Annotated in this window: 21 protein-coding genes, 1 pseudogene and 1 riboswitch; of the genes and pseudogenes, 7 read left to right on the top strand and 15 right to left on the bottom strand. The window is 43.6% G+C overall.

The features are described 5' to 3' along the window. Positions 1–378, top strand: a complete 378-nt coding sequence (gene apaG, locus GKR71_RS12530) for a Co2+/Mg2+ efflux protein ApaG (RefSeq protein WP_036956291.1) — start codon at positions 1–3, stop codon at positions 376–378. A 2-nt stretch (positions 379–380) separates the two neighbouring features. After that, positions 381–1208, top strand: a complete 828-nt coding sequence (gene apaH, locus GKR71_RS12525) for a bis(5'-nucleosyl)-tetraphosphatase (symmetrical) ApaH (RefSeq protein WP_036956289.1) — start codon at positions 381–383, stop codon at positions 1206–1208. Between the two features lie 79 nt (positions 1209–1287). On the opposite strand, the gene folA is transcribed toward apaH, so the two are convergent. Then, a complete protein-coding gene (folA, locus tag GKR71_RS12520; RefSeq protein WP_036956287.1) occupies positions 1288–1782 on the bottom strand; it encodes a type 3 dihydrofolate reductase in 495 nt (164 codons plus the stop codon). A gap of 202 nt (positions 1783–1984) precedes the next feature. Between folA and GKR71_RS12515 the strand changes: the two genes are divergently transcribed. Beyond that, positions 1985–2599 (top strand): LysE family translocator, encoded by a 615-nt coding sequence (locus tag GKR71_RS12515; protein ID WP_036956284.1) that lies wholly within the window; start codon positions 1985–1987, stop codon positions 2597–2599. 50 nt (positions 2600–2649) lie between these two features. Here GKR71_RS12515 and ftsP read toward each other — a convergent pair whose 3' ends face one another. The 7 genes and pseudogenes from ftsP to nudF form a co-directional block, all read right to left on the bottom strand. After that, complete coding sequence (gene ftsP, locus GKR71_RS12510) at positions 2650–4065, bottom strand: cell division protein FtsP (RefSeq protein ID WP_036956282.1); 1416 nt, start codon at positions 4063–4065, stop codon at positions 2650–2652. Positions 4066–4443: 378 nt separating this feature from the next. Beyond that, positions 4444–5172: a 1-acylglycerol-3-phosphate O-acyltransferase gene (locus GKR71_RS12505; protein WP_036956280.1), complete on the bottom strand. Its 729-nt coding sequence runs from the start codon at positions 5170–5172 to the stop codon at positions 4444–4446. 56 nt (positions 5173–5228) lie between these two features. Further along, complete coding sequence (gene parC / locus GKR71_RS12500; RefSeq protein ID WP_036956278.1) at positions 5229–7484, bottom strand: DNA topoisomerase IV subunit A; 2256 nt, start codon at positions 7482–7484, stop codon at positions 5229–5231. A gap of 36 nt (positions 7485–7520) precedes the next feature. Further along, positions 7521–9416: a DNA topoisomerase IV subunit B gene (gene parE / locus GKR71_RS12495; RefSeq protein WP_036956276.1), complete on the bottom strand. Its 1896-nt coding sequence runs from the start codon at positions 9414–9416 to the stop codon at positions 7521–7523. Positions 9417–9534: 118 nt separating this feature from the next. Next, complete coding sequence (gene yqiA / locus GKR71_RS12490; protein ID WP_036956274.1) at positions 9535–10125, bottom strand: esterase YqiA; 591 nt, start codon at positions 10123–10125, stop codon at positions 9535–9537. Further along, positions 10125–10964 (bottom strand): annotated as a pseudogene (gene cpdA / locus GKR71_RS12485) (3',5'-cyclic-AMP phosphodiesterase). Before cpdA ends, yqiA begins: the two are co-directional and overlap by 1 nt. A gap of 133 nt (positions 10965–11097) precedes the next feature. Then, positions 11098–11736, bottom strand: coding sequence for an ADP-ribose diphosphatase (nudF, locus tag GKR71_RS12480; RefSeq protein ID WP_132496541.1), 639 nt, complete (start codon positions 11734–11736; stop codon positions 11098–11100). Between the two features lie 308 nt (positions 11737–12044). Here nudF and tolC point away from each other — a divergent pair, with 308 nt between their 5' ends. The 3 genes from tolC to GKR71_RS12465 all read left to right on the top strand — a co-directional run bounded on the left by tolC (position 12045) and on the right by GKR71_RS12465 (position 15710). After that, a complete protein-coding gene (gene tolC / locus GKR71_RS12475) occupies positions 12045–13427 on the top strand; it encodes an outer membrane channel protein TolC (RefSeq protein WP_036956271.1) in 1383 nt (460 codons plus the stop codon). Between the two features lie 408 nt (positions 13428–13835). Beyond that, positions 13836–14543, top strand: a complete 708-nt coding sequence (locus GKR71_RS12470) for a DUF1190 family protein (protein WP_154634354.1) — start codon at positions 13836–13838, stop codon at positions 14541–14543. A gap of 6 nt (positions 14544–14549) precedes the next feature. After that, the gene (locus GKR71_RS12465) at positions 14550–15710 is read left to right on the top strand and encodes a glutathionylspermidine synthase family protein (RefSeq protein ID WP_036956269.1); all 1161 of its coding nucleotides are present in this window, start codon (positions 14550–14552) and stop codon (positions 15708–15710) included. Positions 15711–15837: 127 nt separating this feature from the next. Here GKR71_RS12465 and ygiD read toward each other — a convergent pair whose 3' ends face one another. Together ygiD and ribB are read right to left on the bottom strand one after the other, a co-directional pair. Further along, positions 15838–16641: a 4,5-DOPA dioxygenase extradiol gene (gene ygiD, locus GKR71_RS12460; RefSeq protein ID WP_154634353.1), complete on the bottom strand. Its 804-nt coding sequence runs from the start codon at positions 16639–16641 to the stop codon at positions 15838–15840. 154 nt (positions 16642–16795) lie between these two features. Beyond that, positions 16796–17464 carry a 3,4-dihydroxy-2-butanone-4-phosphate synthase gene (gene ribB, locus GKR71_RS12455; RefSeq protein ID WP_154634352.1) on the bottom strand — a complete coding sequence of 223 codons (669 nt, stop codon included), beginning with the start codon at positions 17462–17464 and terminating at the stop codon, positions 16796–16798. Positions 17465–17618: 154 nt separating this feature from the next. After that, positions 17619–17786: riboswitch (FMN riboswitch) on the bottom strand. A 225-nt stretch (positions 17787–18011) separates the two neighbouring features. Here ribB and ubiK point away from each other — a divergent pair. Then, positions 18012–18290 carry a ubiquinone biosynthesis accessory factor UbiK gene (gene ubiK, locus GKR71_RS12450; RefSeq protein WP_006662951.1) on the top strand — a complete coding sequence of 93 codons (279 nt, stop codon included), beginning with the start codon at positions 18012–18014 and terminating at the stop codon, positions 18288–18290. Between the two features lie 68 nt (positions 18291–18358). Here the strand turns inward: ubiK and GKR71_RS12445 are convergent, their stop codons facing one another. The 5 genes from GKR71_RS12445 to GKR71_RS12425 form a co-directional block, all read right to left on the bottom strand. After that, the gene (locus tag GKR71_RS12445; RefSeq protein WP_036956266.1) at positions 18359–18712 is read right to left on the bottom strand and encodes a type II toxin-antitoxin system HicB family antitoxin; all 354 of its coding nucleotides are present in this window, start codon (positions 18710–18712) and stop codon (positions 18359–18361) included. Next, on the bottom strand, positions 18705–18983 hold the full coding sequence (locus tag GKR71_RS12440) for a type II toxin-antitoxin system HicA family toxin (RefSeq protein WP_154634351.1): 279 nt from the start codon (positions 18981–18983) through the stop codon (positions 18705–18707). The genes GKR71_RS12445 and GKR71_RS12440 overlap by 8 nt, the downstream gene beginning before the upstream one ends. A gap of 185 nt (positions 18984–19168) precedes the next feature. Beyond that, a complete protein-coding gene (hldE, locus tag GKR71_RS12435; protein ID WP_036956264.1) occupies positions 19169–20596 on the bottom strand; it encodes a bifunctional D-glycero-beta-D-manno-heptose-7-phosphate kinase/D-glycero-beta-D-manno-heptose 1-phosphate adenylyltransferase HldE in 1428 nt (475 codons plus the stop codon). 95 nt (positions 20597–20691) lie between these two features. Continuing rightward, complete coding sequence (gene glnE / locus GKR71_RS12430) at positions 20692–23535, bottom strand: bifunctional [glutamate--ammonia ligase]-adenylyl-L-tyrosine phosphorylase/[glutamate--ammonia-ligase] adenylyltransferase (protein ID WP_036956263.1); 2844 nt, start codon at positions 23533–23535, stop codon at positions 20692–20694. 11 nt (positions 23536–23546) lie between these two features. Then, positions 23547–24509 (bottom strand): CYTH domain-containing protein, encoded by a 963-nt coding sequence (locus tag GKR71_RS12425; RefSeq protein WP_036956262.1) that lies wholly within the window; start codon positions 24507–24509, stop codon positions 23547–23549. Positions 24510–24552 lie beyond the last annotated feature (43 nt).

Raw genomic sequence — 24552 nt, 5'->3', positions numbered from 1 at the left:
ATGCTGAATGATCCCAATGTGAGCATCCAAGTTCAAAGTGTCTACATAGAAAGCCAATCCCAGCCCGACATTGCCCGTTTTGTCTTTGCGTATACTATTTGTATCCGCAATTTAGGGCGAATTCCTATACAGTTAATGAGCCGTTACTGGCTCATTACCAATAGTGATGGCCGTAAAACTGAAGTGCAAGGTGAAGGCGTGGTGGGTGAACAACCCGTTATCCTACCGGGCAAAGAATATCGCTATACCAGCGGTGCTATCTTAGAAACACCAATGGGTACGATGGAAGGCTATTACGTTATGCTGAGCGATCAAGGAAATCATTTTCATGTTGATATTCCTGCATTTCGCCTCGCTATCCCAACACTGATTAATTAATTATGTCCACATACATTGTAGGTGATATACACGGTTGTTATCGTGAGCTGCGGGAACTTCTCGATAGCGTGAATTTCGATCCACAGCAAGATACATTGTGGCTAACGGGTGACCTTGTTGCTCGTGGACCCGAGTCATTGCAAGTCTTACGCTATGTGAAAAGTTTAGGCTCATCAGCACGATTAGTGTTAGGCAACCATGACCTACATTTAATTGGTATCTACTGCAAAATCAGTCGCAATAAACCTAAAGACCATCTTGATGAGCTACTCAATGCGCCCGATATCGATGAACTCATCAATTGGTTACGCCGTCAGCCACTTTTACAAGTCGATGAAGAGCAAAAAATGGTCATGACCCACGCTGGCATTACGCCACAGTGGGATCTCGAAACCGCAAAAATGTGCGCTCGCGAAGTGGAAGCCGTGCTTTCAAGCGATGCATATCCGCTATTTATTGACTCTATGTATGGCGACATGCCAAACAATTGGTCTGAAAGTTTGATGGGATTGGCGCGTTTACGCTACAGCACCAATGCCCTCACCCGCCTGCGTTATTGTTTTCCAAATGGGCAACTGGACATGATCTGTAAAGAGAGCCCAGCTAAAGCTCCTGCTCCACTGAAGCCGTGGTTTTCTCTACCAAGTCAATTCCCTGAAGATTACGCCATTTTCTTTGGTCATTGGGCATCATTGGAAGGTAAGTTTACACCGGAACATGTGTATGCGATGGATACTGGCTGTTGCTGGGGAGGGGATTTAACGCTACTTCACTGGGAAACTAAAACATTCCATAGACAGAAATCTCACCAGAAACGTCGCAAAGAGTGAGTGTTTACTCTAGATACCAAATGATAGATAGCAAAATGGCACCTAACAGTGCCATTTTTGTTGACTAGAGCAGCGACGGTTAAACGCGACGAGTCAGAACTTCAATGCAGAAACCGTGGCTATTCGCTTCGTCTGCCTCATGATATTCAGTGAAAATAGAGTCCCATTCATCAGGCTCGTAAGCAGGGAAATGTGTATCCCCAATCACTTCAGCATCCACGTGAGTCAAATAGAGTTTATTCGCCATTGGAAGGAATTGTTGATAAACCTTACCACCACCAATCACCATAATCTCATCAGCACCTTCAACTGCCTTCGCGGCTTCTAATGCTTCTTCAACTGATTTAACCCAGATAACACCAGTTTCTGTGCCTGCTTGGCTACTTAAAACAATATTGACACGCTGCGGTAAAGGACGACCTAGGGCTTCATAAGTCACGCGTCCCATAATCACAGGTTTATTCAATGTTTGACGCTTAAACCACGCCAAATCACCTGGTAAATTCCAAGGCATCGCATTTTCCATGCCGATAACCTGATCGAACGCCATTGCTGCGATTAAGCTAATATTCATCTAACCACCTTAGAAACGAAATATAAAAATTGTGCACACTATACGGAAACAGACATACTTCGTCGACTAAATTTAATCTTCCTTAAATACCACTCAATCCCTTATACTCGAACGACTCAAGTCAATGCACTAAACGATGTTTACAACGCTTTTAGTCCCTTATTACTCAGTTTAGTTCAACCTAAAATAAAGAGATTACATTATGTATCAGACCAGTATCATGGTCGCGACGATTGCCGCCCTTGGCATGATCTCACCAGGTCCAGATTTCTTTTTAATTATCAAGAATGCAGCGCGTTACCAACGTTCCGCAGCCATGATGACCGCCTTCGGTATTATCGTTGCTATTGCACTTCATATGTCTTATTGCGTGGCAGGGCTCGCCGTGTTGATCACTACCACGCCATGGTTATTTAATATTCTTAAATATGCTGGCGCGGCGTATTTAATCTGGATTGGGATTAAAAGCCTGATGCCGCAAAAGGCTCAGAGTGTTGATTTAATGAGCAATCAACATGAGCATGTCACATTCAAAAAAGCGTTCATGCAAGGTTTCTTATGTAACGTCTTAAATCCTAAGGCAACTTTATTCTTCTTAGCGATTTTTACTCAAGTGCTTAGTGTGGATTCGACATTCTCAGAAAAGCTCTGGTTCGCCTTTATTATTTGGGGTCTTGCTGTGATTTACTGGCCAATTTTGGTGTGCTTAATTCAAAGTGCCCCCGTTAGAAAAGGGCTAGCGAAAGTACAAAAATATGTGGATAAAGTCCTTGGCGTGGTGCTAGTAGCATTCGGTATACGCGTAGCATTAAGCTAATCTTTAACGTAAAAAAGCCCGCTAATTGCGGGCTTTTTCTAATGTTTCAATTAGTTACTACCATCTTCAGGTGTAATAACCAGTTGTCCTACTGAGCCTAAATCTGCTTTTTCAAGGTTTTGGCTATAAAACAGGAATGGGAAATGGTTGTAAGACGGCTGCAGCATCTGCACAAGTAGTTCACAGCGCCCATCAATCCAAACCGTATCTTTCCATCCAAAGTTATCTGGCTGAGCTGGCTGCCCATTACAGTTGATCACTTTAAAGCGAACACCTTCAATGTGGAAAGATTGAGGCTGTTGACTGCTGACATTCCAACGCTCCCAACTGCCTTGGCGAGAAGTAATATCCACACGCCCCGTATCCAATTTTACGCCATTGATGCCTACTGGATCATTTAGTTGGATATCACGGTTAGTAATCGAGGAGGTAATCTGTGTCGTATCCAAAACTAATTGTTTTGGAACATCATCCGTCACCAATGACATTAATCCCGTCGCTTTGATGGTTAGCACATTGGTGGAAATTAAATTATTCGACGGTTCAAATAGCCCTTTTACGCGATCCATCAACGAGGCAGATTCCCCTGCTGTAATCGTCAGTTCAGCAGTTTTTGCCATATCAATCAGCACTTCACGACGTTCTCCCGGTGCAAGTGAAAGTTCTTGTACGCTGGCAGGCACCGTTAGCAATCCTTGGTCTGATGCTATCATCACGAAAGGACGGCCATCGCTGATTTTCATCACATAGCGTCTGGAATTAGACGCGTTTAATAATCTTAAACGTACCCAACCACGAGAAACTTCAATGTAGGGATCTTGCACACCGTTAACCACTAATGTATCCCCGAGGAATCCATTCTCATCAGTGTGATATTCAGGAACGCCAAAGTTATCCAAACGTTTGTCTTGAATAATAATCGGGAAATCATCTACGCCGTAATGTTTTGGTAAACGTAACTCTTTTGTGGAATCATCATCAATAATCCACATTCCCAGTAAACCATTGTAGATTTGCTGTCCCATTTTACCTTGGGTATTCGCGTGATACCAAAGCGTTGCCGCATTTTGGCGAATAGGGATCACCGGTGACCAATCTGCATTTGGCGAAATTTGTCTCGCTGCACCACCAATTTGCGTGCCGGGGATCTGCAACCCGCTAATCGTCATTGAAACGGCATCCGGTAATCTATTGCTATAGATTAATTTGAGGTCATCTCCGTTTTTTACGCGAATAGTGGGTCCAGGATAAGAACCATTAATCCCTAAAACTTCCGCTGAATATTTACCATCGAAAGACCAATGGATTTTTTGTAATGTTAAAAAGAGTGGCTGTCCCGAACGGGATTCTAGCAAGGGTGGAACAGGGAGTGCGGTCGTTCCTTCTGCACTCGCATAAGTTGATACCTGCAATAAGCACACAGCCAACCCGCTAATCAGCAATGATCGGCAACGACTGAATAACATAGATTCTCCGCTAAATAAAAAACCAGCAAATTATTTTAATAAATCATTATAAATTAGTGATTTATACGAGTATTTTTAGGTATGTGCTGGTGATACCACTATTTGGAATTCAATAATTTATCTTGCGACAAATTTGCGAGCCATCATATCGCGAAAGGGCATAGAATTCTAAAAATATATGTATCAATAATTAAAATATAATAAATTTGAGTGGTAATAATTACGAGTGGGATTATATGACGGAGAAAATAGTGGAGCAAAAGTCTCGCAGTGAAAATAACATCGCCAGAATAACATAGTGGGAAGTTCTGAATGACCTTCCCACTATCGATATCAATTAACTTAGTAAAATCATAGAACTTAGTAAAAGTATGGAGATTAGCGTTTATTCAGCTCTTCAACTTCTTTATCTAACTCTTTAATTTTAGCTTCCATCAAGTCATGACAATATTCCGACAGCTCACGAACCTGATCTTTAGAGTATTTCGAGGTATCTATCGGATCCAACATTTCAATAATCACATGACCATTATTCCAACGGTTCAAGCTAATTTTGTTTTGTGTAGTAGACACACAAACAGGCACAATTGGCACACCAGCAGCAATCGCAGCATGGAATGCGCCCGTTTTAAATGGCAGTAAACCACGACCACGGCTACGAGTTCCTTCAGGGAACATCCAGACTGAAATCTTACGAGATTTAATCTGCTCGGCAACTTGGGAAATAGTGTTATGGGCTTTCGAACGGTTACCACGGTCAATCAAAATATTTCCCGTGATCCAATACAAGAAGCCAAAGAATGGGATCAAAACAAGGCTTTTTTTACCCACAGTAACGGTTCTTGGTTGAACACCATTCGACATAGTGACCATGTCATAGTTATTTTGGTGGTTACCGATATAAATACTTGGACCGTAATCCTTTGCCTTAGCCGGAACACGGTCAATCATTTTAATACCGAACACATGGGACAAACGCCCAAACATACGACCAAACGTCATCACATGTCTTGGATTTCGTGGGCTAAATAGGCAGTAGATACTGCCACCTACACACACACAAATCGTAAATATGATCACAATGATAGCTCTAATTAGCGCTAGCATAATATTCCTTAACTTATGAAAAGGGCTTTAACCAAGCCCTTGAATTATTGTTATTTTTACTCTGTATCCACAGAATCAACATCAATACGTTCAATGTTATGTAAACCACGCGGTAACGATGTTCCTTTACGCCCACGCTCTGCACGGTATTTCTGTAAGTCTTCTGATTTAAATTTCAGTTTACGCTTACCAAAATAGAGTGTGATCGAGGCTCGAGGTGGGATCACCATTAACCAAACCAGTAGGTCTTCACCACTTGCGGCTTGCGCCCCTGTGATATTAATGATTTTATTCCCCTTCCCTTTGGATAATTGCGGAAGGTCAGATACAGGGAATAATAACATGCGACCGGCTTTCGTGATGGCTAATAACAAATCTTCTTTTTCGTTATTTAGCTCAATCGGCGCCATTACTTTTGCATTTTCAGGCAACGACATCAACGCCTTACCGGTTTTATTCTTCGTCACCAAATCATTAAAGGTGCAAATAAAACCATAACCCGCATCAGACGCCATTAAGTATTTCTGCTCTTCCGGCGCCATCAGCACATGCTCAATCGTCGCGCCCGGTGGAAGTGTTAATTTCCCTGTTAACGGCTCACCTTGGCTACGTGCAGAAGGTAATTCCAGCGGATCGACAGAATAGCTACGTCCAGTGGTATCAAGGAATACCGCCGCTTGATTAGATTTACCACGGGCGGCGCCTTTGAAGCTATCCCCCGCTTTGTAGCTCAGATTACTTGGCTCGATATCATGCCCTTTCGCACTACGCACCCAGCCCATGTCAGACAAGACGACAGTAATCGGCTCCGAAGGCAGAATTTCATGCTCGCTAAGCGCTTTGGCTTCTTCGCGCTCTTGCAGCGGCGAACGACGATCATCACCATAAGCTTTAGCATCTGCCTGAATCTCTTTCTTAATCAAGGTATTCAAACGAGCTTCTGAGCCTAAAATAGCTTGTAACTCATCGCGCTCTTTGGCTAATTCATCCTGTTCACCGCGAATTTTCATCTCTTCAAGTTTCGCTAAGTGACGTAGTTTTAATTCTAAAATCGCTTCGGCTTGGGTATCGCTAATATTAAAGCGCGACATTAAGACGGCTTTTGGCTCATCTTCATTACGAATGATTTCAATGACTTCATCGATATTCAAATAAGCGATGAGTAAACCATCCAAAATATGTAGGCGTCTTAATACTTTTTCTAAACGGTGGTTTAAGCGATTGCGTACTGTTTGACGACGATACGTGATCCACTCGGTAAGGATCTCAACCAATCCTTTCACTGCCGGACGGTTATCTAAGCCAATCATGTTTAAGTTAACACGGTAGCTTCTTTCAAGATCTGTCGTTGCAAACAAGTGGGTCATCACTTGATCAAGATCCACGCGGTTGCTGCGCGGAACGATCACTAAACGCGTTGGGTTTTCATGATCTGATTCATCACGTAGATCTTCGACCATTGGCAGCTTTTTCGCGCGCATCTGGTTTGCAATCTGCTCAAGGATTTTAGCGCCGGAAACTTGATGAGGCAGCGCTGTGATTACCGCATTACCATCTTCTTTCTCCCATACCGCACGCATACGCACTGAGCCACGACCGTTTTGGTAAACCTTACGGATATCTTCCGGTGAAGAGATAATTTCAGCTTCCGTTGGGTAATCAGGCCCCGGAATAAACTGCATAATCTCATCAAGATTTAACTTTGGTTTTTCCAGTAGTGCCACCAGCGCACTTGCCACTTCGCGCGCATTGTGTGGTGGAATATCGGTCGCCATACCCACGGCAATCCCCGTGGTACCATTTAATAAAATATTTGGCAGACGGGCAGGCAACATTTTCGGCTCATTTAATGTACCGTCAAAGTTAGGTACCCAATCAACGGTACCGTGACCTAATTCGCTGAGCAGAACTTCTGCATATTTTGATAAGCGAGACTCGGTATAACGCATCGCAGCGAAGGATTTCGGATCATCTGGAGCCCCCCAGTTTCCTTGACCGTCAACCAAAGGATAACGGTAGGAGAATGGCTGCGCCATCAACACCATCGCTTCATAACAGGCGCTATCACCATGCGGATGATATTTACCTAATACGTCACCGACGGTTCTGGCTGATTTCTTATATTTTGCCGTGTTGCTCAGCCCCAATTCGGACATGGCATACACAATTCGGCGCTGAACAGGTTTAAGTCCATCGCCGATAAATGGCAACGCTCTATCCATGATGACGTACATCGAGTAGTTCAGATAGGCGTTTTCAGTAAAGGCATGAAGCGGTAAACGCTCCACACCGTCATGAGTAATTTCACTCATTCAATACGTTCCTTACTCTTATTCATCCGATTATGATCAGACCTCAATTTCTGCCGTATCGCCTTTTTCTTGCAGCCAGTTACGACGATCTTCCGAGCGTTTTTTAGCCAGAAGCATGTCCATCTTCGACATAGTTTCTGTGTAATTATCATCATCGATAGTTAACTGAACGAGGCGGCGAGTATTTGGATCTAACGTCGTTTCACGCAATTGTGGCGGGTTCATTTCACCCAGTCCTTTAAAGCGCTGGACGTTTGGTTTGCCTTTTTTACGGCTTAATCTTTCCAATACCGCATTTTTTTCACTTTCGTCTAATGCGTAGTAAGTCTCTTTGCCTAAATCGATACGATACAGTGGCGGCATTGCCATATAGACATGCCCCTCTTTGACCAATTTAGGGAAATGGCGCACAAACAAGGCGCACAACAATGTGGCAATGTGCAGTCCATCGGAGTCCGCATCCGCGAGGATACAGACTTTCCCATATCGTAGCTGAGAAATATCTTCGCTATCAGGATCCATACCAATCGCGACAGAAATATCGTGAACTTCTTGGGAGGCTAAAACCTCATCTGAAGAAACTTCCCACGTATTGAGGATCTTACCGCGCAGCGGCATGATGGCTTGATATTCACGATCACGAGCTTGTTTCGCCGATCCACCTGCCGAGTCCCCTTCCACTAAGAACAGTTCTGTCATGGAGAGATCTTGAGAGCTACAATCCGCTAATTTACCCGGCAATGCTGGGCCACTCGTGAGTTTCTTACGCACCACTTTTTTCGCCGCACGCAGGCGACGCTGGGCGCTAGAAATCGCCATTTCAGCCAATTGCTCAGCAACTTGAACATTCTGGTTTAGCCATAAGCTAAAGGCATCTTTCACCACACCAGAAACAAACGCTGCACATTGACGGGAAGAAAGGCGCTCTTTCGTCTGTCCTGCAAATTGCGGATCTTGCATTTTCACAGATAAAACATAGGCGCAGCGATCCCAAATATCATCCGCAGATAGCTTCACTCCACGCGGCAAAATATTACGAAATTCACAGAATTCACGCATCGCATCGAGTAAGCCTTGGCGTAACCCATTAACGTGAGTACCGCCCTGCGCTGTTGGGATCAAGTTAACGTAGCTTTCCGTCAGTAGCTCACCACCTTCGGGTAACCATAATAGCGCCCATTGAGCGGCTTCAACTTCAGCAGAGAATTCACCTGTAAATGGCTTGGCAGGCAGCGCTTCAAAGCCATCCACCGATTCCATTAAGTAATCGGTTAACCCATCGCTATAGCACCAGCTTTGCTCAGTTTCATTGAGCAGATCCTTAAACGTAATTTGTACGCCAGGGCATAAAACGGCTTTTGCTTTTAAGTTATGAGTTAAACGCGAAACGGAGAAACGCGGGCTATCAAAATAGCTTTCATCAGGCCAGAAATGGACACTGGTTCCAGTGTTGCGTTTGCCACAAGTACCAATGACTTGTAAATCTTCGACTTTTTCGCCATTTTCAAACGCAATTTGATAAACTTGGCCATCACGGCGCACGGTGACTTCAATACGCTTTGATAACGCATTGACCACGGAGATACCAACACCGTGCAAACCACCCGAAAATTGATAGTTTTTATTGGAGAATTTTCCCCCAGCATGCAGTTGTCCTAAAATCAGTTCAACCGCGGAGACTTTCATTTCTGGGTGGATATCAACAGGCATACCACGCCCATCATCAATCACTTCGAGGGATTGATCGGGGTATAAAATCACTTGGATGTGTCCGGCATGTCCAGCTAAGGCTTCATCGACACTGTTATCAATTACTTCTTGAGCCAAATGGTTCGGTCGGCTGGTGTCGGTATACATGCCAGGACGACGGCGAACAGGCTCCAAACCACTGAGAACTTCAATGTCCTCTGCGTTATAACTAGATTGAGTCATGTTGTCATTCTGCGGTAATAGATGATTAATTGAACTATACCCTAAATAATTCAAGAAGATTGGGTATATTCAATCAGTGAATTACTGTTGATAATAACAGTGTATTGGCGTTTTCGCACTATTTCTCTGCGTTATCAACCAGAGACAAAAAGCGAATGATCTGCGGGAAATAACGTTCAAACCCAACAAATGCATGATCCCCATCCGGTTCCACCGTTTGCTTACACTCTGAAAGATAGGCAACGGCTTGACGATAATCAAGTACCTCATCCCCCATTTGCTGCAATAACCAAAGTAAGTTTGGTGAACGTATCTTTTCGAGATGCAACGCCTTCAATTCATGCATATGTTTGGGTTCTAACACATACGTTTCATGGGTATATGGATTGGTATTTTCCCCAAGATAATCGCTGAGCAAATCAAACGGACGTACCGCTGGGTTCACTAATACTGCGGGAATTTGGTAGCGCTCAGAAAAATAAATGGAAAAATAACCACCCAATGAAGAACCCACTAAACCGATTTTTTCATGCTGATGTTCAGCAAGAATATCATCGAGTAATTTTGTCGCTTGCTGCGGAAAATTAGGCAATTGCGGAACAATCATATTGATTTGAGGATAATGCACTGCCAACCACTGTTTAAGATTATTTGCTTTCTCAGACTGTGGAGAGCTATTGAATCCATGAATATACAGTAATGTTGCCATTAGTAACCATCTGAATCAAAGTCAGGACTAAATTCCTGAGTATTTAAACGATAAACTTGGGTTTCAATCACTTTTTCCCCTTGCTCATTCACCGTTAATTCTAGATAGCGCCAGCCTGGAGCAACCGTATCTAAAGCAAAGTTGGTACAGTGTGGCTTGAACTGTACACAGGTCGATGGCGTTGCTAACAGGCGGATGCCGTGCCAGTTTTCATCCATCTCTTGGTGAATATGTCCACATAGCATCGCTTTCACATTGGGGTAGCTTTTAAGATAGTCCGCCAAAATATGTGAATTTCGTAAACTGTGCTGATCTAGCCAAGTGCAGCCTGAAGGTAATGGATGATGATGCAGCATAATCAGTGTCGTGCGTGTCGGCTGCTCGTCTAAACACAGCTTCATCCATTCCAGTTGCTGCTCAGAAAGCTCGCCATGAGCAACATCTTGTAATTGGCTATCTAGCATTAAAATTTGCTAGTCATCACCAATAAAGACCTGCTTCGCACTCGAAATACCGGCAATTTTTAAGGTACCGACCATCGCAGGGGGATAATCGTGATTTCCAGGTAGCCAAACACAAGGTGCAGGAATGCGTTCAATCCCAGCCGCAAAATGTTGATAGGCTTTAGGTGATTGGTCTTGAACGAGATCCCCTGTGGCGACGATTAAATCGACAGGTAAGTTTTGTTCTGCAATCGCATCAAGTACCGCCTGATAGCTTCGGTAAGTATTGATCCCTAAAAGGGTGTTTTCCGTATCAGCAAAAAGATGCGTATCAGTAACTTGTAAGATTCTAATAACTTTAGGGTTATTAGCAGTCACTTTAAGCTGGCTGTCCAAAGTATTCCTTTATCCTTAAAAATAGCGCTAAGTATTATCACCTAAACCATCAAGTACATAGGTCACTGATTTTAACCTAACTATCCATTCAATATCTGCTAATCAGCACACACTTCACTAGATTAATGGTTATTTAAATCAGTTTCACCCATTTTTCTTGCAGCTTTTGGTGATTCAGTTGTAGCCATTGAATGGCTATCACGGTTGCCGCATTATCAATTTTGCCCTCTTCAACCCATTGATAAGCTTGCTCTCGGCTCACGACATGCACTCGGATATCTTCATTTTCTGAGGCTAAGCCATGAATGCCTTTTGCCAACGAGCTATCGACCTCTCCAACAAAAACATGAATCCGCTCGCTGGTGCCACCAGGGCTTGATAAATAGCTAATCGATTTTTCTATGCGTCCAATAGTGAGACCCGCTTCTTCCGTTGATTCGCGACGAACCACCTCTTCAGGGGATTCGTTGTCTTCAATCATTCCCGCCACTATCTCTAACAACCATGGCGTTTCGCTTGATTCAAAAGCAGGGAATCGAATTTGCTCGATTAATACGACATTATCGGTTTGTGGATCATAAGGCAGTATTGCCCCCGCATGCCCTCTTTCAAACACTTCGCGAACAATTTCTTTGCTCCAGCCCCCCTCAAATAATCGATGTTTAAATCGATATTCAATCATTTGAAAAAAACCGTTAAATAATTTACGCTTAGATATAATTTCAATATCATTTTTACTGTATTTAATCGGATTTTCGATTTTATTATTCATTGATAGTCTCCTAATCCTTTCATTTTTATACTAACAAAGATGAAAGGATTAAATCAGTTTTTAAGGTTTTTTAACCTTAGATGAGGTAATGTTTAAACAAATTGAGACTAAATGGCACAAAAGGCTACCGTTTTCCGTGCCACACCTCTGTTACAATGTGCGCCATTATTCAAATTTATGAGCAACAATAGGGTCTGTTTTGAGAACGGTCTCTCTTTTCAGAGTTCCAACAGCCTATCATCGTCCTTAACATGATAAGTTTTAGACAACAGGCTCCATATAATTTGCTGTTTAATCAAGGAATCAAAATGAAGAAACTGCTTCCCCTTTTTATTGCGATGAGTTTTGTGGGTCTCAGTGCTAATAGTTACGCAGAAGATTTACTTCAGGTTTACCAAAAATCCAAAGAGAGTAACCCGGAACTCAGAAAATCATTTGCTGAGCGTAATCAAGCTTTTGAGAAAATCAATGAAGCACGTAGCCCGCTGTTACCGCAATTAGGCTTAGGCGCTGGAGCAACCTATGGCAGCGGTTACCGTGATGCTAGCAACACAGAAAGCACAGGTCTTAATGCATCATTGAAATTGACCCAGATTGTATTTGATATGTCAAAATGGCGTCAGTTGGATCTTCAAGAAAAAACCGCAGGAATTTCTGATGTTACCTATCAGACAAGCCAGCAACAGCTTATTTTAGATACCGCAACGGCTTATTTTAACGTATTGAAAGCCATTGATGCGTTATCTTACATCCAAGCCAACAAAGAAGCGGTTTACCGCCAGTTAGACCAAACAACGCAACGTTTTAACGTCGGTTTAGTCGCAATCACTGACGTGCAAAACGCCCGTGCAAATTACGATAGCGTGATTGCACAAGAAGTCGCAGGTCGCAATGATTTAGTTAACGCGGTTGAAAAACTTCGCCAAGTCAGTGGTGTTTACTACAGCCAGTTAGCGTCTTTAAATATCGACCGCTTCAAAACTGCTAATCCAGACGATGTTGAATCTATCTTAAAAGAAGCCGAACAACGTAACCTGAGCTTACTGAGCGCCCGCTTAGCGCAAGACGTTTCTCGTGAAAACATCCGTTTAGCAGAAACTGGTCATATGCCAACTGTAGGCTTAGATGCATCAACTAGCGTAGCAAACACTTATAACCACGGTAGCGGTTACGATCGTACCGGTGGCGCAAATAACAGCTACAATGGCCAAAACAGCATTGGTTTAACCTTAAGCCTGCCATTATATTCAGGTGGAATGGTTAGTTCACAAGTTGAACAGGCACAATATGGTTTCCAAAGTGCGAGTGAACAACTGGAAAGCGTTTACCGTAACGTCATCCAATTGGTTCGTTCATCGTATAACAACGTGACATCATCAATCAGTAGCATCAACGCTTATAAACAAGTTGTTGTTTCAGCCCAGAGCTCATTAGATGCAATGGAAGCTGGCTACCAAGTGGGTACTCGTACTATCGTTGACGTGTTAACAGCAACAACTGCGCTGTATCAAGCGAAGCAAAACCTGTCTAACGCCCGTTACGATTATATGATCAACCAACTGAACATCGAATTTGCGCGTGGTACGTTAAACGAAGATGATATTGCTCGTTTAAATGCTAGCTTAGGTAAAGAGATCCAAACTTCACCTGACAGCATTATTCGCAACTCGACTGCACCCCAAATTAAATAATCATTTAATTTAGTCGATGAAGATAGCTCGCCCAAATGGCGGGCTATTTTTTTAGCTCGATCATCCAGACACTTATTTTAAAATAACGCGAATTTGTCTGTTCTCTAAATAATGAATAACTTACCGTATTATTTATTCATCTAATTCTTAAAATTCAGTCAATTCTGACTGAGGTTAATTGAGACTATAGTCAAAAAATCGTCATAATTAATTTATTGATATCAAAGAAAAATAGGAATTACTCGGCATTAGATTTCACCAACAACATGCAAAAATGGAATCAATTTCGCTAATTCCATCATTTCCCATTATTTGTGCAGCATTTGTACTTTAATTTTTATCCTATATCCCCTATTCTAAGGGCAACATCTCGAACCTCTTACTTATTATTTATTCAAGGTAATTACCATGACCATGAAGCGTACCAAAAATATTAATCAGAACGCCTTCCGTAAGTCTTGGCGCTCATACCGTTTAGCCCCTGTCGCTGTAGCGGTCAGTGCTGTATTTATGCTCTCTGCGTGTGAAGAGAGCGATGAAACTGTGTCTCTGTACACTAACGCTCAAGACTGTAGCCAAGCAAATCCATCTCAAGCAGATCAATGCACCCTTGCGTATAACAACGCATTGAATGAAGCTGCTAAAACAGCGCCAAAATACGCAACTCAAGAAGATTGCGTAGCGGAATTTGGTGAAGCAATGTGTACTCAGGCTCCAGCTCAAGCAGGTATCGCAGGTATAAGCACACCAGCAGCCGGCGAGCCAGCGGCTCAATCACAAAGCAGTGGCAGCATGTGGATGCCATTAATGATGGGCTACATGATGGGTCGTATGATGGGCGGTAGCGCACCATCTCAACCGCTGTTTAGCTCTAAAAACCCAGCAAGCCCAGCAAATGGTAAATTTGTTGATGCAACGGGTAAAAGTTATGGTCCAGCCGTTGCCGGGGGTCGTTCAATGAGCGTACCAAAAACTGCGATGGCACCAAAACCTGCCACCACCTCTACTATTACTCGTGGCGGCTTCGGTGACACAGTCAACAAACAAGCGACAGCGCAACGCTCATCTTCGTCCGCGAAATCCAGCTCATCCTCTTCCCGTTCAATGGGTGGTTGATAAGTAATGAAACGTGTTCCTATTGTAGAGCGTCCTAACTGGCGCGAAAAAGCGGATGAGTTTGGTTTTCACTTCCACACTATGTATGGCGAACCGTACTGGTCTGAAGATGCCTATTACCAATTCACGCTAGCGCAAGTTGAAGAAATTGAAGAAGCTACCGCTGAAATTCACCAAATGTGTTTAAAAGTGGTTGAGCGCGTTGTTGAAAGCGACGAATTACTCGCTCGCTTCCAAATTCCTAAACACTGTTGGGAATTTGTCCGTAGTTCGTGGAAAAGTGAGCAGCCTTCATTATATTCCCGCCTAGACTTAGCTTACGATGGCGTAAATCCACCTAAGCTACTGGAAAATAATGCGGATACACCAACATCACTGTATGAGTCAGCGTTCTTCCAATGGATTTGGTTAGAAGACCAAATCGAAGCTGGAAAACTGCCAGAAAATGCTGACCAGTTTAACAGCATCCAAGAGCAGCTGATTGAGCGTTTTGGTGAGCTGAAAGATCAATATGGTTTCCGCTTGCTACATATGGCTTGCTGCCAAGATACCGAAGAAGATCGTGGCACAGTCCAATATCTGCAAGACTGTGCGAATGAAGCTGGCGTAGCGACCGAATTCCTGTATATAGATGAAATCGGGCTGGGTGAAAAAGGTGAATTCACCGATACACAAGATCAGGTCATTAGTAACCTGTTCAAACTGTATCCATGGGAATTTATGCTCAGAGAAATCTTCTCAACCAAGCTGCAAGATGCGGGTGTACGTTGGTTAGAGCCAGCATGGAAAAGTATTATTTCCAACAAAGCGTTGCTGCCAATGTTATGGGAAATGTTCCCTGATCATCCAAACTTGTTACCAGCCTACTTTGCGGATGGTAACAAACCAGAGCTTGAAAGCTATGTGATTAAACCGCTATTTTCTCGTGAAGGTGCGAATATTCGCGTCATCGAAAATGGTAAAGAAATCGCTTCTGCAGATGGTCCTTATGGTGAAGAAGGGATGATTATCCAGCAATTCCACTCACTGCCAAAATTTGAAGGCAGCTATACATTAGTGGGCAGCTGGTTAGTTAACGACCAACCTGCGGGCATCTGTATTCGCGAAGATAAAGAACTGATTACTCAGGATTTATCACGTTTCTACCCACATATCATTATCGACTAATATTTAGTAGTTTGATAAAAATAGGGTATCTGATAAAAAGAAAGCGGCAACGAGCTATTTCGTGCCGCTTTCTTATTTTTTATACTCAGTATTAATCAACTTTAAAGCATTAATCGATTCGAAAATATTAGCCAATTTGCACTGACAACATACTCAGCGATGCAGAAACAATGCCTTCCACAGGCGTAGTTATCCCTTCTTCACCATCCCAAGTTCCTAAAATAGGTAAAATAGGTAAAAAGTGTTCCGGAGATGGATTCGATAATTTACCATCTTCACGATCTAACCCTTTTGTAAGCGGATGCGGCTGCTCGTGACTGCGTAAATTGTCATACACGAACTGCTCAAAAGAGGTTGCCCAAGGATAAGGTGCTGCATTAGCATTTTGCCAATCCATCGCTCTTAAATTATGAACCACGTTACCGCTGCCCATAATCAATACCCCTTCATTTCGTAATGTCGCCAGCTTTTTCCCCAGCTCATAATGCCAAGCCGCCGGTTTCAACCCATCAATACTGAGCTGAATAACGGGGATATCCGCTTGAGGATACATACGGACTAAAATTTCCCATGTACCGTGATCAAGCCCCCACTCCTCTTTATTTTGATAAATTGGTTCTGGAGACAGTAATTCAGCCACCTGTTTAGCCAGTTCTGGAGAGCCTGGTGCTGGATACTCTATTTGGTATAAAGCTTCAGGGAAACCACCAAAATCATGGATAGTTTTCGGTTTAACCATCGCGGTGATCGCCGTTCCACGGGTATACCAGTGTGCTGAGATCACCAAAATCGCACGCGGTCTAGGCAAGGTTTTGCCCAGTTTTTCCCATGCTTCAGTGTATGAATTATGGTTAATCGCGTTCATCGGACTACCATGACCGATAAATACCGCAGGCATTCGATGGGTTAAGTGTTGGTTATTTGTCGACATGATGACCTCAATTCCACAAAAAGGATAATGAGTATCAGCATACCCTTTTTTAGAAAAAACACAGTGGGAGAATTATGAGAATGATCATCAAAAAATTTGAAGAGGCCACAAAGGTGTGCAACTTTGTGGCCGATGACTCTATAAGCAAAACGTTTTAAAAACCTAGCAAATTAGCTGGCTTTTTTTCCAACTGAAGGCGGTAGTTCACTAAGTCTTCGATAGTCACAACGGTCATGTTGTGCTCACGAGCAAACTTCACCACATCTGGCGCACGCGCCATGCTGCCATCATCGTTGGTTAACTCACACAGTACTCCAGCGGGTTTGAAACCTGCCAGTACAGCTAAGTCGATTGTCGCTTCAGTATGACCACGGCGAGTTAATACCCCACCCTCACGAGCGCGCAGAGGGAATACGTGACCTGGACGGTTAATGTCCGCAGGTACCGCGTTATCCGCAATTGCGGTTTTAATCGTTGTGATACGGTCAGCCGCAGAAACGCCTGTTGTTACGCCTTTTGCCGCTTCGATAGTGACCGTAAAACCGGTTTGGTTTTGGCTGGTGTTTTTCTCCACCATCATCGGAATATCAAGCTGCTTACGGCGTTCTTCCGTAATACACAGGCACACAATGCCGCTGCTATAGCGAATGGTCATTGCCATTTGCTCGGTGGTCATGGTTTCTGCTGCAAACACTAAGTCACCTTCATTCTCACGATCTTCATCATCGAGAACTAAGATACCTTTGCCTTGGCGCAGGGCTTCAATTGCATTTTCAACACGCTCGGTTGGATTACCGAATTCGGAAAGTAGCGTCTGATTCATGGTAAAAACCTTCTTAAATTAACAATATTTGAGTTACCAGAACCAGGGCAGTCTTAGGAGTACGAGAAATGAATAAACATAACGACTTCACAGCCGTTTCGCCATTCAATATGTAGAACAATGTTGCACCCAATAGGTACAAACATGCAGATACAGTGATTCTCTCCCATCCGGACTATAACCGTCGGCTCCAGATTCACACTGGATCTGCTGACCTTTCCTATCCATGACAATAATGCCAAAGATAACAAAGCGCTCGCGGGCTTCATGCGCGATGCATGTTACCGCCGGTGGGGACTTTCACCCCGCCCTGAGATTACGCAATCAATATAACTCCAATAATTCAATGGTGCAACGAACAAACGATAAACTGGAAACTTACTCACACTTTTCGCCAATAAAAACAAGATGAAGCAGTGTGTTTCCATAATAATAGAAGAAGGTGGTTTATTCATAACGCCGCAGGTATTACACTACCCCACATTATTTATTGTGAAACTGACGCTATCTTAAAGCTGATGTTATATTGAAACTGAAGGACCCGCGAATGCTCGATCCGAAAAAAATTGAACAAGTTGCCCGCCAAATTCAAGGTGCATTACCAAAAGGCGTGCGTGACTTAGGTGAAGACTTTGATAAAAAGCTTCGTTCACTGCTGCAATCTCAGCTTGGTAAATTAGATTTAGTCAGCCGAGAAGAGTTTGATATTCAAACACAAGTTTTACTGCGCACTCGCGAAAAACTGATGAAAATGGAGCAGCGCGTTAGCGCACTTGAAGCCCGTTTTTCAGATGAAAAAGTGATTGAAGAAAAACAAGAAGATTGATTCAAAAATTACAGTGCCCTGAATGTTTTAATTAAATTTCAGGGCACGTTTACCTTGCAAATACCTTTTTACTTCGAAATAAGCTCACGCTCTAATAATTGAACAATATATTGATTTTTAGATAAATTATTAGCGGTTGCTATTGCATCTAGACGTGGCTCCAAATGGCTGGGATATCGCAAAGTAAAAGACCTAATCGTCTCTTGGTCTTTAAAGGGTTTAATTCCCTCTTCCTGACAAGTCAGTACATATTCCCCCAGTGAAATTTTCGCTTCTTGTATTAATCCCTCGATACTATCTGAGACAAAATCACAATAGCCTGTTACATCTAAAAACTTACCTCTAAATGCTTTAATTTCAGATTCATAAGCGACAGACGCCGGATGCCCGTCGATTATCATGACATTGCTTCCTTTAATCATATTTCACTCCAATTACATTCTCAAACCATTCACTTAAGCCACTAATAGCACCTTTATCCATTACATTACCTGGATGGGGTTCATGCGTCTGAAACAAAGAGCCGAACAAAATAAATTTTCGCCGTGAACCATTACCATTTTTAACTTTTCCACCTAAATTACAAATTAGGCTTAAGACATCATCCCATTTAATTCCAGATTTTGGCGGTATAGTGAGTATATCCACCATTGTCTTACGGTGCTTAGAAGACAGTTCCATCATTTTTATCATCATCTATCCTATGACATCCAATCTAGTGGTTATAGAATAAATGATGATAGAGTGACGTCAATTATTGACGTCACAATAAGCTAACATTTAAGAAAAACTATCACAAACAAAAAAGCCTAACTTCTGTACGCATTTAAATGCAAACAAAAAGCTAGGCTAATTCACTGACACCAAATAATGTTTAATTATTTGGTTTTCATAATATTTTTGATGATATTAGTGGTTGAAATACCATCTTCGAAATTCAGAACCATCACTTGCCCACCAGCAGCCCACACTTCCTTGCTACCGGCAATCTCATCTGGCTGATAATCACCACCTTTTACTAAAATGTCAGGCAGAATTTCGGAGATCAAACGCTGAGGTGTATCTTCCTCGAATGGCACAACCCAATCCACGGCACCTAATGCGCCCAACACAATCATACGCTGGTCTAATGGATTAACTGGGCGAGTTTCGCCTTTCAAGCGACGAGTCGATGCATCGCTGTTTACCGCAACAATCAGGCGATCACCCAATTTACGTGCATTTGCCAAATAGGAAACATGTCCTGCATGCAGAATATCGAAACAGCCATTGGTCATCACTACGCGCTCACCGCGAGCACGCGCATCGGCTACGGCTTGCTTAAGCTGGCTTTCGGTCATTACGCCGAAACCATTCTCTGCGCGACCACGGATCGCATTTTCTAATTCAATAGGGGAAACCGTTGAAGTCCCTAATTTACCAACCACAACACCCGCCGCTGCATTCGCTAATGCACAAGCTTCATGCAATGGACGACCTGATGCAATTGATGCCGCCAATACGCCAATGACCGTATCGCCAGCCCCTGTCACATCAAAGACTTCCTGTGCTTCAGTCGGTAAATGTAGAGGTGCCTCATTGCGGCGGATCAAGCTCATCCCTTGCTCTGAGCGAGTAATCAACAGTGCTGATAACTCTAAAGACTCAAGAAGCTGCATCCCTTTTTCTTCAACATCTTTATTATCCTTGCAGCGACCCACTATCGCTTCAAATTCAGACATATTTGGCGTTAACAGGGTTGCTCCGCGATAACGTTCGAAGTTGTTGCCTTTCGGGTCGATAAGAACAGGCACGCCTGCTTTATTCGCCAGCGCAATCATCTTCTCAACTTCGGTTAATGCACCTTTCGCATAGTCAGACAGCACCAACGCGCCAATATGTGGCAGAGCTTGTTCGATGCGCTCTAACATTGGCTGTGCATCCACATTTTCGAACCCTTCTTCAAAGTCGAGGCGGATCAGCTGCTGGTTACGGGATAAAACACGTAACTTAGTAATGGTTGGATGCGTTGGAATTGCTACAAAATCACAGCGCACATTCACGCCATTCAGGTTCTCGGTCAGCGCTTTTGCCGCATCATCAATCCCTGTTAAACCCACTAAGCGAGAATTTGCACCGAGTGATGCAATGTTCATTGCCACGTTTGCAGCGCCACCTGGGCGCTCTTCCACCATCGTCACTTTAACAACCGGAACCGGCGCTTCAGGTGAAATGCGATTCGTAGGTCCATGCCAGTAGCGATCTAACATGACATCACCAACAACCAATACACCTGCTTGCTTATAATCAGGAAGGGTTACTTTCATCCCGCACTCCAGTTATGAAAAGAAAATCTGAAATTAATTGCCGCTAATACTAGCATACTGCGCGATATCGCCTAAATAATTTGCTAGCTAATCAATTACTCAAGCCATTTTTTCCAGCAGGCAAGCACCAAAGCTCGTTGATTCGCAAATTGCTGGCTATCTACCCGACTCGGTAAAGATTGTAGCGCTAAATGGTGTAGCTCGTTACGCATCGTGACATACGCCTGCGTTAAGCCATACGCCTCTTCTTCTGGCATAAAATCATACTGTGCCATTAACTCAAAAATACGCACATTATCAGACCAGCGAGTCAGCGCTGGGTTATCAATAGCAAAACGCAGCACTAAGTATTGAGCAATAAATTCAATGTCAGTGATCCCGCCCGGATCCGCTTTTAAATCAAACTCGTTTTCCTGATGGCTTCCCAAATGCCGATGCATTTTCAGGCGCATATCCCGCACCTGCTCACGCAGCACATCTGGCTCTCTCGGCAAACATAAGGTTTCATGACGAATTTGCGTGAATTTTTGTTGTAGAGAATTATCACCAAATACCATACGAGCACGGATCAGCGCTTGGTGTTCCCATGTCCACGCATCATTTTTTTGGTAGTCATCGAAAGATTGAATTGTGCTGACCAACATGCCCGATTCACCAGAAGGTCTTAGGCGCGCATCCACTTCGTACAATACCCCCGAAGCCGTGCGGGTGCTAAAAAGATGAATAATACGCTGCGCAACACGCAGATAAAATTGGCGAGCCTCGATGGAACGATCCCCTGTTGTCACCGCATTCATCGGGCAGTCAAACAGAAAAACCAAATCCAAATCTGAGCTATAACCCAACTCCCAGCCGCCTAATTTTCCATAACCCAGTACCGCAAATCCGTACTGTTTTTCATCAAACTGCGCTAAGTGATCTGGCTCACCATAACGCTTGACCATCATTTGCCATGCTTGGCGTACCACCGCATCAATAATCGCTTCAGCCAAATACGTTAAGTGGTCACTCACTTTCATCACAGGGAGTACCCCAGAGATATCCTCCGCGGCAATGCGTAATAATTGTGCCTGTTTAAATTGGCGGAGTGCTTCTAATAGCTGCTCTTCGTCATCTTCAGGTACACGCATTAAATATTGGCGTAATTCATCACGGTAAGCGGTGAGCGGTAATGGCTGATACAAGGATTGCGGGTCGAGTAATTCATCCAACAAAAGTGGATGGCGGGCTAACTGCTCGGCAATCATTGGTGAAGCCGCACACAAACGAATAACGTGGGTCAGCACTTCGTCAAATTCGAGCATAAGCTCTAAATAAGTTGTTCGGCTAACAATGCTCAGCAGTAATGGCGTGATGCGCTCAATCACTCTCCCTGCATCTTCGCGCTCACCCACTTTAGCCAACAATTTGGGCATTAATTCATCAAGAACATCACGTCCACGAGGACCGATAGTGCGCTTATTAAGATCATGGCGGAATAGGTTAATTCCGTGGATCATTTTTTCTGCGACGAGTTCATCTTTTGACGGTAAATAACTTGCCAGCTCCTCTTTGGAAAGCTCGCTTTGCCAGAGCGTAATATATGCTTCATGGCACTCTTCTACTTGGTCTTCCTCATCATCGCTACCAATTTGTTCTGCGAAGATTTGGTGTACCGTGGCCATTTTCGTACTCAGTTGCTGATAAAAATCAGCCCAGTTTGCAAACCCCATCCCCCACGCTAAACGCGCCTGGTTTAAAGCATCATCGGGTAATGTTTGGGTTTGTTGGTCATCGATACTTTGCAGTAAATTCTCTAACCGACGCAGGAAGATATAGCTGTCTTGCAGTTGAGTGACTTGCTGCGCAGGTAATAATGCAAGTTCTTCAATGCCTTGCAATGCCGTAAATAAAGATTGTGACTGTAATGCAGGTTCTCGCCCACCTCGGATCAACTGAAAAACTTGGGAGATAAACTCAATTTCACGAATGCCTCCTGCGCCTAATTTGATGTTGTTGACCAATCCACGGCGGCGGACTTCCCGCTCAATCATGTTTTTCATATTACGTAGGGATTGGATGACGCTGAAATCAATATAGCGACGGTAGACAAACGGGCGCAATAATTTACGCAACGTATCCGCATAGTGGACGCTGTCAGGCCCCATGATACGGGCTTTGACCATAGCATAGCGTTCCCAGTCACGCCCTTGTTCTTGGTAGTAATCTTCCAAAGCAGAAAAACTGAAGACCAATGGACCGCTATCGCCAAATGGGCGTAAACGCATATCAACGCGATACACGAAACCGTGAATGGTGACTTGGTCAAGAACGCGGATAAGCTTCTGACCTAAGCGCGTAAAAAACTGCGCGTTATCCAGCTCTTTACGTCCGCCTTGAGTAACCCCATTTTCGGGATAAGCAAAAATCAGGTCGATATCAGAAGAAAAATTTAATTCTCTACCACCCAGTTTCCCCATTCCAAGTACTAATAGTGGCTGCGGATTTCCCGCACGATCACACGGCGTTCCCCACAAGAGGCAATAGGTTTTGTATAGCCAGTCTCGCGCCGCAACAATCAATACCTCAGCCAATTCGCTCAGTTGCACAATGGTATCGCGCTGAGTACATAATTCTAAGGTTTGCATCCAAGCGATACGCACTAACATATGATGACGAAAAGTGCGTAAAACTTGCATCAAATAGTCTTCATCCGTCACCGATGCTAGCGCTTCTTCCAGCCATTCCCCATAGCGAGCCCATTCATCACCTACTGGCGGCAGTGTTCGAATATGCTGTAAAAATCGGGAATGGGTGAGAACCTGTTTCAACGCAAAATCACTGAATGACAGGAAATTCAGTTCAGATTCATTTAACGGAAGCAACTCAGAAGATTGCTCCGTAAACTGCTGAATAATACGTTGGTGTTGGTTCTGCAAAAGCTTGGAAGAAAGCGGCATAGATTCAGCACCTATTCGACATCGGTATATGTTAAGGCGGTTAACCACTGAATAAAGGCTAGTTTGCATTTTAGCCATTGACTACTGTAACAAAAACCTTCTGCGCTGACCGTCTCGTCAGTCACATCCAAACGTAATTGTTCCAGAGGGAGATCATGAACAAAATGCGGTGCAGAGTTTTGATAATGCACTAAGAAAGCCTGAACAAAGCGTAAGAATTCACTGAGCCCATGACGCGCGTGTTCACCATCCGCTAGCCAATACTGTTCATGCTGCTGGCAAAGTTGCTGCATGTGCAATAGTGATTTTTCAATAGGTTGTTCTTCATAATCAAACACAGACTCAGGACGGACTAAAGGTACTGGCTCATTCGCCAATAATGAGTAGCCTCGCGCCGCTTTACTCAGGGAGGATAGATTCAGGCCATCGATATCTGCGAATTTCTTCGCTAAATTCAGTACATCCGCCACAAAGCCTTGTTTTAGTTCCAGTTCAAATTCTTGAATCGGTAAATCTTTCGCACCTGCAGAGACTTCCCCTTGGTCGAAGACAATTTCAATTTCACTATCTTCGAATTTCACCAACCATGTTTCACGAGTGAAATTGGTGCTAAACAAAACTTCCAACTCATCCTCGAGTTGAGCAATATCCGTTCCTTCTGGCCAGATTTCTGCTGGAAATGCCGCGAGATTGATTTCAGGGGAATCAATTTCCACGTTGAACTCTGGACGCTGGTGTAATCCGCTAATCACTTGCCCAGCCGTTTTCATCGTCATCTCATAACGACCATCACAGCCCCGAATGCGCAATCCCATATCCCATTGGCGTAGCTGTCTTTGTGCCGTATCAAAATAGATATTAGTCAGCTTGCGAGGGGCCGAATGTTGCGGTGAAAGCGTCGAAATACACTGGCGAACAGCATCAATAGCAGAACTCTGAGCCGCTAACTTGAGTTCAACTTCTATGTGGTTCATACATTTCCTTATTTAATAATTTTACTCCATCCATATTACCCCA

This window comes from Providencia sp. wls1922 (assembly GCF_009706505.1).
Taxonomy (GTDB): Bacteria; Pseudomonadota; Gammaproteobacteria; order Enterobacterales; family Enterobacteriaceae; genus Providencia; species Providencia lanzhouensis.
The sequence above is the reverse complement of the archived record's forward strand: the minus strand, read 5'-3'. Positions and strand labels throughout refer to the sequence as shown.